The organism is Lactococcus sp. bn62, from assembly GCF_029492705.2.
Taxonomy (GTDB): domain Bacteria; phylum Bacillota; class Bacilli; order Lactobacillales; family Streptococcaceae; genus Lactococcus; species Lactococcus petauri.
In genome coordinates this window covers 504,408-517,056 of record NZ_CP120417.1, presented here as the reverse complement: position 1 = coordinate 517,056, position 12,649 = coordinate 504,408, and the positions used below count along the sequence as shown (strand labels likewise).

Below are 12,649 nucleotides of genomic sequence, written 5' to 3'. Positions count from 1 at the left end.
TTGGAGAGCGCTTTCCTTTATTTATATGCATTATATTAACTCTTCCTTAAACAAAACTAAACCTCCTTGCTTCAAGCAAGGAGGTTTTTTACTCTTATTTTTAGCTCCGGCAAGACCTGTGCCTCAAACCATGGATTTTTCCGCAACCAAATATTATTACGTGGTGAAGGATGCACAAGTGGAAAATATTCCGGTAGATAATTCTCAAAATCACGCACAACATCAGTAATACGTGTTTTCTTCGGCACATTAAGATAGTAAGGAATCGCGTAAGAACCAATGAGGACAATAAGCTCCAACTGCGGCATTTCTTTAATCAATAAAGGATGCCATTTTTCCGCAAAGCCTTTGCGGGGTGGTAAGTCACCAGATTTTCCTTTACCTGGAAAGTAAAAGTCCATAGGCAAGATGGCAAGCTTAGATGAGCTGTAAAATTCTTCATAAGAAATCCCTAGCCATTCACGAAGACGATCCCCAGAAGGATCGTTCCAAAAAAGACGGCTCTCCTGTGCTCGAATTCCTGGTGCTTGACCTACAATAAGGATTTTTGCTTCATGGTGTACGGAGTAGAGCGGGGCAATACCTTGTGCAGTATACAAAGTATTTTGCGGATCTTCTTTTATGGCTTGAAAAATTTTTGACAGCTTATCCATTTATTCTCCTTCTTTGAGAGGAAGTAGAGCATCGGCTAATCGTGCGAATTCTGGTATTGAAAGTGCTTCGGCACGAATGGTAGGCGAAATATCCGCCTGGGCCAAAAGTTCAGTTATTTCTGGTTTTTTATCCTTACCAAAAGCAGATTGTAAGTTGTTCATCAAGGTTTTACGACGGTGAACAAAGGTTGAGTGCATGGTTTTAAAGAAGAAATCTTCATCCTTCACAGCAACCAAAGGCTGCTCGCGGCGTGTCATCTTCAATATAGCTGAATCTACATTAGGCGCTGGAACAAAAACTGTGCGCGGCACAGTGAAAGCGACTTGTGCTTCCATATAATATTGCACCGCTATCGAAAGCGAGCCGTAAGCCTTTGTGCTTGGTTTAGCCGCAATACGATCCGCAACCTCTTTTTGCATCATCACTACAAACTCAGTAAAGGGAATCTTAGATTCAATCAAGTGCATGAGAATTGGTGTTGTAATGTAATAAGGAAGATTTGCTACGACTTTTATAGGCAAGTCAGGATTTTTGAAATTCTTGATGTGCTCACGCATATCAACTTTCAAAACATCAGCATTTACAAGTTGAAAGTTATCATACGGCGCCAAAGTTTCTTCCAAAATTGGAATCAAAGTTTTGTCAATTTCAAAAGCCATTACTTCTGCTGCCTCTTCAAGTAAATACTGCGTGAGTGAACCAATACCTGGTCCAATCTCAATCACGTTTACTTGTTCTGAAAGTTCAGCAGTTGCCGTAATTTTTGTCAAAATATTATGGTCCGTCAAAAAGTTTTGACCAAATTTTTTCTTAAAGTTAAAGTCATGCCGACGAAGAATATCCTGTGTGCGAATGACATTTGAGATACGATCTATATTTGAAGTTGTCATAGCTTTATTATAGCAGAAAAGCCGACGAACTGCTTTTAAAGAAAAAACAGAAATCAAAGAATTTCCGTTTTATCTTTTTATAGCCGTAAATGCAAATAAGCTAAGCAAAACATACTTTTTCTCCTTAACTTTAGCTTGTGAGCCACGAATACTATTTAGAGAAAGCCCAACATCTCACTCCACAAGCTCTAAGGCTGCTTTACCTAAAGCAAAGTTCCCAAGGGTTGCGGAGCCATTTTCCGAAACACTCGGCAGTCGCAAATATTCATCTATCGGACATGGGAGAGCAACGTAATGATTCAGAAGTTTCACAAATTCTTTTTGAACATGTGCGAGCATATTGGGCTGCTCCATAATCCCACCGCCTAGTATAATAGCATCAGGTGCTAATGTTAAAGTTGCATTAAGCACGCCTTGCGCGATATAGTAGGCCAAGATTTCCCACTCAAGACTGTCTGCAGGAAGTTCTTCACCCGAAATCCCTGTTCTGGCCTCAAGACTTGGACCTGAAGCCAGTCCTTCCAAACAATCACCATGAAACGGACAAATACCTTTAAAATAAAGATCGTTTGGATGGCGTTTAACCATTTGATGGCCCATTTCAGCATGGCTTGTAGCACCAATAAAGTGACCGCCTTGAATAGCGCCACCGCCAATCCCTGTACCAATAGTAAAGTAGACTAGATTTTCAAGAGCAGTATTCATCATTTCACCATAAGCCGATGCATTTACGTCAGTAGTAAAAGCTATAGGAACATGAAGTGCCTCTTCTAAAAGCCCAACCAAATCCGTATTTGCCCAACCTGCCTTCGGTGTTGATGTAATATAGCCGTAAGTTTTACTCTTGATATTAATATCAATGGGACCAAATGATCCCAAGCCAATTGCCACAACATTTTTTGATTTAAAGTAATCCACTGTAGCAGCAATTGTTTCCTCGGGTGTTGTGGTAGATATTCTAATTTTATCTACAAGCTCGAACTGATCATCCGCAACGGCGAGCACAAACTTTGTCCCACCAGCTTCTATAGATCCATAATACATTGTCAACTTCTACTCCCTTTCTTCAAATTAATGAAAGAATTTTTTCCTGTTTTACTACTTCTGCATATTCCTTTAACACTAAAATATCGTTATAATCAGACGAATTTGTAATCATCATCATTACCATATCCTCCAACCCAGCTTCCTTGATAGTCTTTCTGTTAAATGTTCCAAGCAAGTCTCCTTTTTTAACTTTTTGGCCTGCCTTCACATTTTGGCTAAAGCCTTTGCCCTTCAACGTGACCGTATCAATACCAATGTGAATCAAGATTTCTGCTCCACTTTCGGTTTTCATCCCATAGGCATGACCCGTTTCGTAAGCAATCACAATTTCTCCATCTGCTGGCGCAAAGACATGATCATCTGCAGGTTGGATAGCGACACCTTTGCCCATTTTTTCTGTGGAGAAGACAGGATCATTGACCTGCGAGAGTGGAAAAGCTGTGCCATTGATTGGTACGAAAATTGCTTCCTTTTCAGAGTTTTCTATATCTTGCATTTCAGAAATTGGATTCTCTACCTGAGGCTTCTCAATTTTTTTGTTTTCAACTTGTCGTCCGTAAATCAAAGTAACAATGAATGCAAGGATAAAGCTAATCAAAATAGCGAACATAAACTGCAGATTGTAGCCTGCTTTAATGGAGATAAACCCAATCAAACCGGCAGAGCCTAAGCTTACACCCAGCACATGGAAAAGCCCCATAAATAATGAACCAACAGCGGAAGCACCAAGTGCAATAAAGAATGGATATTTAAGTTTTAGGTTGATCCCAAAGAGGGCAGGCTCAGTTATCCCTAAAAGGGCGGAAAAACCAGCTGGAGCTGCGAGCGCCTTTGTTTTAATATTTTTTGTCAGGAAGAAGATCGCGAAGGTTGCACCTGCTTGTGCCATGTTGGCTGCGGCTGCAACCGGAAAAATAAAGTCCCCACCAATACCCGAATGCTGATAGTTAGTGATAAGCATGGTTTCAATTGCTGAAAAGCTTTGGTGTAAACCTGTCAAAACAATCAGTGAGTAAAAGCCGCCAAATATGAACATCCCTAAGGCACCTAAGGTGTCATAAAGGCCAACCAAGCCATCTGTTAAACCATTTGATACAAAACGAAGTGCAGGACCAATTATGGTAAAAGTGAGAAATCCTGTAATAATTACCGAAAGCAATGGTGTGAAAGTGAAGTCAACTGCGTTGTTCAAATGTTTATGGAAAAAGTTTTCCAGCTTTGCAAGGACAAAAGATACCCCAATAACAGGAAGTACTTGACCTTGATAACCTGCCTGAGCAACATTTAAACCAAATATATTCCAGTAGGTCATTTCATTGTTTGCAATAGCTGTGGCCACCGCATAACCATTGACAAGCGATGGCATCACCATTATCATCCCGATAACAGCACCAAGATAGGGATTTCCTCCGAAACGTTTGGTAGCCGAAAATCCTATAAGAACAGGCATAAAGGCAAATGGTGCTGCACTCATAGCATTGACAATATCTGCAAATCCTTTCCAAGCTGGAAACATTTCAACAACTGATTTTGCTGCAAAAAGATTCTCAGCGGTAAGAGCGTTATTGAGTGCCATCAATAAACCACCTGCAACAAGAGCGGGAATCAAAGGAACAAAGATATCTGAAAGAAGTTTGACTAATGCCATCACAGGATTTGGTTTGCTTTGGCTGTTTACAATCTCTTTTAAATCAGCTGTCGACGCCTCTTTTACTCCTGTAAGTTTGACAAATTCCTCATAGACTTTATTGACATCACCAGGTCCCACAATGATTTGATATTGTCCCGCCGTCTCAAAAGTTCCTTTGAGATCTGGGTCATTGTCTAAGGCTTCTTGATGAATCAATGAGCTGTCTTTCAGTACAAGGCGCAAGCGGGTTGCGCAATGTGCTGCTGCTTGAATATTCTCTTCTCCCACAGCAGAAATAATCCGTTCAGCAACTTGTTTGTGGTTCATAGTTTTCTCCTAAAATTTATTTTGGTGTCGCTTACATAACACATTTAATCACTTTACAAAAAATATGTCAAGCGTTTAACATAAAATAAAACATTACTTAAAATAATCAAGTCTATAAATTGACTTTTACATGAAAAACGTTTATCATAAAAATAAAATATGACGATAAGGAAATACAAGAAATGACATGGACTACCACTGAACGATACCGTGCTTATGAAAGCTATTCTGAGGATGAATTAAAGACCTTACGCGAACGTGTTGCTCAATCCCCTTGGCACTCAACTTTTCATATTGAGCCAGAAACCGGTCTTCTCAATGACCCCAATGGTTTTTCATTTTTTAATGGCAAATGGCATCTCTTTTACCAACATTTTCCATTTGGCGCTGTGCATGGTTTGAAGTCATGGGTACATTTGACTTCTACAGATTTGGTGCACTTTGAAAAATCAGGACTCATTCTCTACCCTGATACGAAATTTGAGAACGCTGGTGCTTTTTCTGGTTCTGCTTTTCCTCTTGATGATGCACTTTTTATCATGTACACAGGAAATCATCGTAAAGAGGATTGGACACGCATACCTTATCAACTTGGTGCTAAGTTGGATAAAGAAAATCAGCTAGAAAAGTTGCCAGAGCCTATAATCTATCCCAATTTCTCAGAAACAACTGATCACTTTCGAGATCCACAAATTTTTCAACACCAAAAGAAACACTATATGCTGATTGGTGCACAATCTGTCGCCGAAGAAGGAAAAATAAAGATTTATCGCTCTAAAAATGAGCAATTAACAGCTTGGGAGGACTTAGGATTTTTGAATTTTACTTCAGAAAAGATGGGCTATATGATCGAATGTCCCAATCTTATCTTTATAAATAACACACCGGTCCTCATCTTCTGCCCCCAAGGCTTGGATCAATCAATCTGCTCTTATGGCAATATTTATCCCAATACCTATCTTATTGCCGATTCTTTTTCTGTTGATAAAGAAGTCCGGTTAATGGGCGACAATAGGATAGAAAATCTTGATTATGGCTTTGACTGTTATGCCACACAGGCTTTTAATGCTCCTGACGGCTCTGCTTATGCTATTTCTTGGTTAGGTTTACCAGATACAACTTATCCGACAGATCAGTTTGGCGTGCAAGGCGCCTTGTCTATGGTCAAAAAACTAAGTATTAAAGACGGAAAGCTTTATCAAACTCCTGTAGATGAAATGAAAACTCTACGCAAAAAGAAAAAAGAGTTTTTACTCAAAGAAGAGCTGATTTCGACTCATAATGTTTTTGAAATGGAAATTGACCTCAAGTCTGAAGAATCACACCATTTGAATATCATGGCAAACGCTTCTCATGAAAGTGCACTGGAAATCCATATTGACAAGGAAAATGATTGTTTCACGGTTAAAAGAAATTATGAAAAAAGGACAGTAAATGTTAAAATAGAAAAAGTTAATCTATTTATAGATAAATCTATTTTTGAAATTTTTATTAATGATGGAGAGAAAGTCTTATCGGGGCGTGTATTTCCTAACAAAGAACAGTATTTTATACAAAGTGAAAAACCGATAAATATTAAAATGTGGGAACTGAATTAGTGGTTAAACTTGAAGATGTTGCAAAAAAAGCGGGTGTAAGTTTGACAACCGCTTCGCGTGTGATTAATAACAAAGGGTACTTAAGCGACACAACTATTGCTAAGGTTGAGGCCGCAATGCGTGACTTACATTATGTCCCAAATGCTGCAGCCCGCTCTTTACAAGGGAAATCTTTAAAATTAATTGGACTCGTTTTTCCTAATATCCAGAATGTATTCTATGCAGAATTAATCGAAAAAATTGAACAGGCGCTCTTTCGAAGAGGTTATAAAGCCATGCTGGCAACAACTGAGCACGACGAAAGGAAAGAAAGAGATTATTTAACTTTACTTCTTTCTAACCAAGTGGATGGCATCATTTATGGAAGTCATAATTTAAGTACTAACGATTATACTGCAATCCACGCACCTATCGTATCTTTTGACCGCATCCTCACTGCACAAACTACTATCGTTAGTTCAGATAATTTGCAAGGCGGTCGTTTAGCAACAGAAACTTTGATAAAAAACGGGAACAAAAAAATTGCTATTTTTACCGGCAGTGACAATACTAATTCGCCCACGCGCCTCAGACGCGAAGGCTATCTCTCTGTGATGAAAAAGCATGACTTAGAACCTCATGTGATTAAAATCCCAACAAGTTTAACTTTTCTGAATAAAAAAGAAGAAATCAAGAGAATTTTAAAAAAATCTGACTTTGACGGGATTTTCTGCACAGATGACTTAACAGCACTTCTTGTGAAAAATCTAGCGGCGGCAATGAACAAAGATATAAGTATCATTGGCTTTGACGGCACAGAGTTTATCAGGGAATATCATCCAGACTTGACGACAGTGAAGCAACCCATTACAGATTTGGCGGAGCTTTTAGTCGACTTAGTTATTCGTAAACTCCAAGGAGAAACAGTCGAAAACTCATATAAACTTCCTATAACTTTACATCAAGGACGAAAGCCTTTCGAAGAAGAATAAAAAAAGCGAAAACCAATCGGTTTTCGCTTTTTTATTCTAACTTTCTTTATCTTACTTTCAAGATCTCAAACCACGACCACGTTCAATAAAGTAATAGCAAACGGCATAGAGAGCAATGACAAAACCAAGTAGCACAAGCAAGCTAATCCACAGGGCAACATCTTGCACACCTAAAAAGCCATAACGGAAACCTGAAATCATATATACGATCGGGTTGACTTTCGAAATGTCCTGCCAAATTGGGGGTAACATAGAGATAGCATAGAAGACACCACCGAGATAAGTCAAAGGTTGTAAGACAAATGTTGGCACGATCGAAACATCATCAAAAGAACGCGCAAAGACACCATTAAGAAGCCCAGCCAAGGAAAAGAGGAAAGCCGTCAACAACAGAGTTACAATAATTACGAGCCAAGACTTCACAACTAAAGGAACAAAAAGCAACGAAATGATAGTCACTAACGTCCCAACGAAAATACCTCGAAGACTTCCGCCGGCCACAAAGCCTAAAATAATCACATGTGTAGGCACTGGAGCGACGAGTAATTCTTCAATATTTTTTTGAAATTTTTGCGAAAAGAAACTCGAAGAAACGTTCGCATAAGAGCTAGTAATAACAGACATCATGATAAGTCCGGGCACGATAAATTGCATATAAGAAAAACCATGCATATCACCGATTCGTGAACCAATCATTTTACCAAAGATAATAAAATAAAGTGTGGTCGTAATCACTGGTGGCACAAGAGTTTGCACCCAAATACGCATAAAACGTGTGACTTCCTTGATAGCAAGAGATTTTCCTGCAGTCCAGTAGAGTTTAAACATTTTTTCCCTCCTCATGAGTAAGCTTAACAAAAAGCTCTTCTAGACGGTTTGATTTATTGCGCATGGAGAGGACCTGAACACCTTGTGCAGTTAGTTGCTCAAAAGCAACATTGATGCCCTGGTTGCGTTCAATCTTAAGCTCCAAGGTCTGGGAATCCACCAATTTCATCTCATATCCAATAAGCTCTGGTGCTTGCCCTTCCGCTTTAATATCGAGAATAAATGTTTCCGACTGTAATTTCGATAGTAAGTTTTTCATACTTGTATCTTCAATTACTTGTCCAGATTGGATAATTCCAATATTTCGGCAAAGCATTTCTGCTTCTTCCAAATAGTGTGTCGTCAGAATAATTGTTGTACCTGAAGCATTGAGTTGTGCGAGAAATTCCCACATTGAGCGGCGCACATCAATATCAACACCCGCTGTTGGCTCATCCAAAATCAAGAGCTTAGGCTCATGCATCAAGGCACGCGCAATCATCAAACGACGTTTCATCCCACCAGAAAGACGTCCTGCACGGTCATTACGCTTTTCCCAAAGTTCCAACTGTGTGAGATACTTTTCTGAGCGTTTGAGCGCTTCCTTACGAGGAACACCATAGTATCCGGCTTGATTGACTAAGATTTGTTGAACCGTTTCAAACTGATTAAAGTTAAACTCTTGGGGCACAAGTCCGAGTTGTTGCTTAGCCTGCACTAGATTTTTATAAATATCATAGTCAAAGACTTTAACTGTTCCAGACGTTTTATTCACGAGTGAAGTAATAATACCGATAGTAGTTGATTTCCCTGCCCCATTAGGACCAAGCAAGGCATAAAAATCTCCTTCTTCAACTGCTAAATCAATACCTTTTAAGGCTTCCGTACCGGAATCATATACTTTTCTTAAGTTTTTTATTTCAAGTGCTTTTTTCATTTATAGCCCTTCATTATTTCTTCTATTTGTTGAAGCTCAATCCCAAACATGTTAAGTCTTTTGAGGATTTGCTTGCCATTAGCATAACCTATGCGGAGTTCTTCACAGAGATATTCCCGACGTTGGCGACTATCAGAGCGGAGGACAAGACCAAAGTTAATAAGATCTGCTTGAACCACAGTCGGCTCGATATTCGCGCCTCCTGTCAAGTGTCCCAAAGCTTTTTGCAAATCTTCATACTTGGCATGTTCTACTCCGAGAGAACCTTTACCTTTAGGTCGTGCTTCTTCACGTTTCAAAAAGGCATGCTGCGCCTCAGGAATAGCTTGCATAATAATCTTACGGATGCGTTCCCCTTGAAAATCTGGATCAGTAAAAACAACAAGCCCTCGTTTCTCTTGGAGGACCTTTAACCGCTCGATATCAGTCGCGTCTATACTACTTCCACCAGTTTCATAGGTATCCAGATCATAAAAGCGCTTCAGGTTTCTTGTGTCATCTCGCCCTTCAACGACGATAACTTTTTCGATTTTTTCTTTCATGAGGTCAAACCAAAAACTTTCAGTGCATTTGCATAGGTTTGCTCAGCCACTTCTTCCAAGCTAAGTCCACGAAGTTCCGCAATTTTCTCTGCTGTATAACGTGTGTAGCCTGGCTGATTTTCCTTACCGCGATAAGGCATTGGTGAAAGATAAGGGGCATCAGTTTCCACAAGTATGCGATCTAAAGGAAGCTTTGTAGCTGCTTCTTGGACATCAAGAGCCTTTTTAAATGTCACAACACCTGAGAAAGAAAGCATTAGACCAAGCTCCAGAAACTGTCGGGACTCTTCATAGGTACCAGAAAAGCTGTGCATGATTCCTCCACGAGAGCCAACGCCCTCAGACTTTATAATTTCATAAGTATCAGCTAAAGCATCACGTGTGTGTACCACAAAAGGAACATCTGCTTCTTTTGAAATTTGAATTTGGCGCCGAAAACTTTGTTCTTGCAGTTCTTTTGATTCGACCATCCAATGATAATCTAAGCCAATTTCGCCCACTGCAAGCACCTTATTTTTTTGCAAATTTTCCAGCAGATACTGCTCTGCAGCTTGATCAAAGCTTCCACATTCATCTGGATGCCAACCAATCGTAGCATAGCATTCTTCATGTTCTGTAGCAAGCTTTATCGCCCAATCATTTGTTTTACGATCCACTCCGACAATATTCATGCGATGAACCCCTAGCTCATGTGCCTGAGTAATAATTTCCTTTTCTCTACCAATAAATTCATCTGAATTGAGGTGTGTGTGCGTGTCAAAAATATCCATTCTTCTATTATAACCCAAAATAAAGCAAATCTTATCTTAGAAAAACCGCTCTATTTTAAAAAGAAAATTTTCCTTTACTAAAAGCATGCAGCAAAAAACACCCGCTCGGGGTGTTTATAATAATTGCATTTGCTTTTAGATGGCATTGCGCAAACGAGCGCCGCCATTTTCTAAAATACGTACTGTACGCGGTAAAAAAGCACGGATTTCTTCTTCGTTGTATCCCACATGTAGACGTTTTTCATCCATAATGATTGGACGGCGCATGATTTGCGGATTTTCTGAAATGATTTTGATGGCTGCTGAAAGCGACAAGTCTTCAAAATCAACGCCTAAGGTCTTCACAAAGCGATTACGGCTAGAAATAAGCCCTTCCACACCATCATCACACTTTTCAAGAATACGACTAATTTCTTCTGCTGAAAGTGGGTCGCCAATGAGGTTACGTTCTTGAAATGGAATATTGTGATAAGTAAGCCAAGTTTTAGCTTTTTTACAACTCGTACAAGATGGGGCCGTATAAATAGTAAGCATCCCTCTCTCCTTTATATTAATATGGAACAATCCATGATCTTATTTATAATACCTAGCGGTATTAGCATTTGCTATTATAGCACAATTGACAGACAAAAAAAAGACCCTTTCCCTTTTTATTCTAAAAAAATCTGTCCTATTGGACAGATTAAAAAAAGTATTTAAATGTTATAATACTGGCGTTTTAACATAGATGGATAAATGTTCTTTGCTTCTTCCAGTTCTTTTTTCTTATTCTCAATATCTTCCGTAATTTCGACCGAAAAATTTTCAAAAATAGGACGTGCTTCTTTGAAAATATAGCCGCCATTTTTCAAATCTTGTTCATCTTCGAAAACAGCCAAATGGTGGGATAGATTTTTAAAGAAAGTACTTAAGAAATAAGCGGGGATGTACAAATTATACATTGAAGTATAATTTTTCAAAAAATTATAGTCGTAAAACGGCACTTTTACATCACTACGGGGATTAACGATTTCTTCATCATCTCCAATAATCGGACGGTTCAAGATTTCGATAATTTTTTGATTCAAGGTGTTTCTGACTTCAATTTCGCGTAAGAGTTTCTCAATGGCTAAGCGCTTCTTATAGCGATTTTCGTCAAAACGTTTGTAGATATACATGCCCGCAATAAAAAGCCAAGCACCCGCAATCATAGCAATAATCATAGAAATAATAAGTTCTGAATTCATACTATTATTATAACAAAATGACTAATGTTTTAAAACTCATTTCTCCAGAATTTATATAGCTAAGCTGTTATTTCGATCTTATTTCCCTCAGGATCGAGAATAACGGCTTCATAATAGCCATCGCCAGTTCTCCGTGGTCCAGATAAAACTTCAAAACCTTGTTCTAAAAATTCTTGAGCCCGCTTGTCTACCTCGGCTTCATCTCCCACCTGTAAAGCAAGATGAGCAAAACCCAGACCTTCAGGCATTATCTTTTCAATATCTGCACGATGCATGAGCTCTACACGTGCCCCTTCTTCAAAACTCATAAAATATGAAGTAAAGCCTGTTTTAGAGTTGTGATATTGCTGACCCGCCCTTGCAGAAAAAAAGGTTTCATAAAAATGCCTCATCTTCCCTAAGTCTCTTACCCAAATTCCGATATGTTCAACTTTCATCTTTTTATCTCCTTGACTCTATTATAATATACTCCGACAGATAAAAGTGTTCCTTTCTTTGAAACATTTTACTTTTGAAAAGATATCTTCATTTCCTCCTTTTTAATCGTACTTATTTTTTGACCTTTTTTGACCTTTGATTTATAATAGAATAAAACATTGAAAAAGGAGACTTATCTATGGGATATTTAGTACCTACTGTCATCGAGCAATCAAGCCGTGGTGAACGCGCATATGACATTTATAGCCGTCTACTGAAAGACCGTATCATCATGTTGACAGGCCAAGTTGAGGATGGTATGGCCAACTCAATCATCGCACAACTCCTCTTCTTGGATGCCCAAGACAGCACAAAGGATATTTACCTCTACATTAACACACCTGGTGGTTCTGTTTCTGCTGGACTTGCAATTGTTGATACTATGAACTTCATCAAATCTGACGTTCAAACAATTGTTATGGGTATTGCTGCATCTATGGGTACAATCATTGCTTCTAGTGGTACAAAAGGCAAACGTTTCATGTTGCCGCATGCTGAATACATGATCCACCAACCTATGGGCGGTACTGGTGGTGGTACACAACAAACCGATATGGCTATCGCAGCAGAACACTTGCTCAAAACACGTCGTACTTTAGAAAAGATTTTGGCCGAAAACTCTGGTCAGTCTATGGAAAAAGTACATGCTGATGCAGAACGTGACAACTGGATGACAGCCCAAGAAACATTGGATTATGGTTTCATTGACGAAATCATGGAAGCCAACAGCTTAAAGTAAAGTAAAACAAAAAAACGTTCAACCTAAGAGTTGA

Annotated in this window: 14 protein-coding genes; 3 read left to right on the top strand and 11 right to left on the bottom strand. The window is 39.0% G+C overall.

All coding sequences use genetic code 11. The annotated features are described in order from the left end of the window. Positions 1-71: 71 nt before the first annotated feature. From P3G65_RS02900 to P3G65_RS02885, 4 genes are all read right to left on the bottom strand, one after another. Positions 72-653, bottom strand: coding sequence for a uracil-DNA glycosylase family protein (locus tag P3G65_RS02900; protein ID WP_019292426.1), 582 nt, complete (start codon positions 651-653; stop codon positions 72-74). Further along, a complete protein-coding gene (gene rsmA / locus P3G65_RS02895) occupies positions 654-1,544 on the bottom strand; it encodes a 16S rRNA (adenine(1518)-N(6)/adenine(1519)-N(6))-dimethyltransferase RsmA (RefSeq protein WP_029343519.1) in 891 nt (296 codons plus the stop codon). It abuts the gene before it with no gap. 174 nt (positions 1,545-1,718) lie between these two features. After that, positions 1,719-2,594, bottom strand: coding sequence for a fructokinase ScrK (scrK, locus tag P3G65_RS02890; RefSeq protein WP_029346182.1), 876 nt, complete (start codon positions 2,592-2,594; stop codon positions 1,719-1,721). Between the two features lie 16 nt (positions 2,595-2,610). Further along, positions 2,611-4,548, bottom strand: coding sequence for a sucrose-specific PTS transporter subunit IIBC (locus tag P3G65_RS02885; protein ID WP_019292429.1), 1,938 nt, complete (start codon positions 4,546-4,548; stop codon positions 2,611-2,613). Between the two features lie 182 nt (positions 4,549-4,730). On the opposite strand from P3G65_RS02885, the gene P3G65_RS02880 reads away from it, so the two are divergent. Continuing rightward, a complete protein-coding gene (locus tag P3G65_RS02880) occupies positions 4,731-6,146 on the top strand; it encodes a sucrose-6-phosphate hydrolase (RefSeq protein ID WP_284071322.1) in 1,416 nt (471 codons plus the stop codon). Further along, positions 6,146-7,117 carry a LacI family DNA-binding transcriptional regulator gene (locus P3G65_RS02875; RefSeq protein ID WP_284071362.1) on the top strand — a complete coding sequence of 324 codons (972 nt, stop codon included), beginning with the start codon at positions 6,146-6,148 and terminating at the stop codon, positions 7,115-7,117. Before P3G65_RS02880 ends, P3G65_RS02875 begins: the two co-directional genes overlap by 1 nt. A 57-nt stretch (positions 7,118-7,174) precedes the next feature. Here the strand turns inward: P3G65_RS02875 and P3G65_RS02870 are convergent, their stop codons facing one another. From P3G65_RS02870 to P3G65_RS02840, 7 genes are all read right to left on the bottom strand, one after another. Further along, positions 7,175-7,945: an ABC transporter permease gene (locus tag P3G65_RS02870; RefSeq protein WP_019292654.1), complete on the bottom strand. Its 771-nt coding sequence runs from the start codon at positions 7,943-7,945 to the stop codon at positions 7,175-7,177. Continuing rightward, positions 7,938-8,861, bottom strand: a complete 924-nt coding sequence (locus P3G65_RS02865) for an ABC transporter ATP-binding protein (protein ID WP_284071321.1) — start codon at positions 8,859-8,861, stop codon at positions 7,938-7,940. The genes P3G65_RS02870 and P3G65_RS02865 overlap by 8 nt, the downstream gene beginning before the upstream one ends. Next, positions 8,858-9,403, bottom strand: coding sequence for a ribonuclease M5 (gene rnmV, locus P3G65_RS02860; protein WP_019292656.1), 546 nt, complete (start codon positions 9,401-9,403; stop codon positions 8,858-8,860). The genes P3G65_RS02865 and rnmV overlap by 4 nt, the downstream gene beginning before the upstream one ends. Next, positions 9,400-10,173 (bottom strand): TatD family hydrolase, encoded by a 774-nt coding sequence (locus P3G65_RS02855; RefSeq protein WP_019292657.1) that lies wholly within the window; start codon positions 10,171-10,173, stop codon positions 9,400-9,402. The genes rnmV and P3G65_RS02855 overlap by 4 nt, the downstream gene beginning before the upstream one ends. Before the next feature lie 135 nt (positions 10,174-10,308). Next, on the bottom strand, positions 10,309-10,707 hold the full coding sequence (gene spx, locus P3G65_RS02850; RefSeq protein ID WP_003134024.1) for a transcriptional regulator Spx: 399 nt from the start codon (positions 10,705-10,707) through the stop codon (positions 10,309-10,311). Positions 10,708-10,868: 161 nt separating this feature from the next. Next, positions 10,869-11,399: a hypothetical protein gene (locus tag P3G65_RS02845; protein ID WP_019292658.1), complete on the bottom strand. Its 531-nt coding sequence runs from the start codon at positions 11,397-11,399 to the stop codon at positions 10,869-10,871. 59 nt (positions 11,400-11,458) lie between these two features. Continuing rightward, positions 11,459-11,836, bottom strand: a complete 378-nt coding sequence (locus tag P3G65_RS02840) for a VOC family protein (protein WP_019292659.1) — start codon at positions 11,834-11,836, stop codon at positions 11,459-11,461. Between the two features lie 179 nt (positions 11,837-12,015). Here P3G65_RS02840 and P3G65_RS02835 point away from each other — a divergent pair, with 179 nt between their 5' ends. Next, positions 12,016-12,615, top strand: coding sequence for an ATP-dependent Clp protease proteolytic subunit (locus P3G65_RS02835; protein ID WP_003134020.1), 600 nt, complete (start codon positions 12,016-12,018; stop codon positions 12,613-12,615). The last annotated feature ends 34 nt before the right edge of the window (positions 12,616-12,649 follow it).

Excerpts from the sequence above, each read along its gene's own strand:
- P3G65_RS02885 (WP_019292429.1), bottom strand. The coding sequence starts at position 4,548 with ATGAACCACAAACAAGTTGCTGAACGGATTATTTCTGCTGTGGGAGAA.
- P3G65_RS02865 (WP_284071321.1), bottom strand. The coding sequence starts at position 8,861 with ATGAAAAAAGCACTTGAAATAAAAAACTTAAGAAAAGTATATGATTCC.
- spx (WP_003134024.1), bottom strand. The coding sequence starts at position 10,707 with ATGCTTACTATTTATACGGCCCCATCTTGTACGAGTTGTAAAAAAGCT.
- rnmV (WP_019292656.1), bottom strand. The coding sequence starts at position 9,403 with ATGAAAGAAAAAATCGAAAAAGTTATCGTCGTTGAAGGGCGAGATGAC.
- P3G65_RS02840 (WP_019292659.1), bottom strand. The coding sequence starts at position 11,836 with ATGAAAGTTGAACATATCGGAATTTGGGTAAGAGACTTAGGGAAGATG.
- P3G65_RS02900 (WP_019292426.1), bottom strand. The coding sequence starts at position 653 with ATGGATAAGCTGTCAAAAATTTTTCAAGCCATAAAAGAAGATCCGCAA.
- P3G65_RS02835 (WP_003134020.1), top strand. The coding sequence starts at position 12,016 with ATGGGATATTTAGTACCTACTGTCATCGAGCAATCAAGCCGTGGTGAA.
- P3G65_RS02845 (WP_019292658.1), bottom strand. The coding sequence starts at position 11,399 with ATGAATTCAGAACTTATTATTTCTATGATTATTGCTATGATTGCGGGT.
- P3G65_RS02855 (WP_019292657.1), bottom strand. The coding sequence starts at position 10,173 with ATGGATATTTTTGACACGCACACACACCTCAATTCAGATGAATTTATT.
- P3G65_RS02880 (WP_284071322.1), top strand. The coding sequence starts at position 4,731 with ATGACATGGACTACCACTGAACGATACCGTGCTTATGAAAGCTATTCT.
- rsmA (WP_029343519.1), bottom strand. The coding sequence starts at position 1,544 with ATGACAACTTCAAATATAGATCGTATCTCAAATGTCATTCGCACACAG.
- P3G65_RS02870 (WP_019292654.1), bottom strand. The coding sequence starts at position 7,945 with ATGTTTAAACTCTACTGGACTGCAGGAAAATCTCTTGCTATCAAGGAA.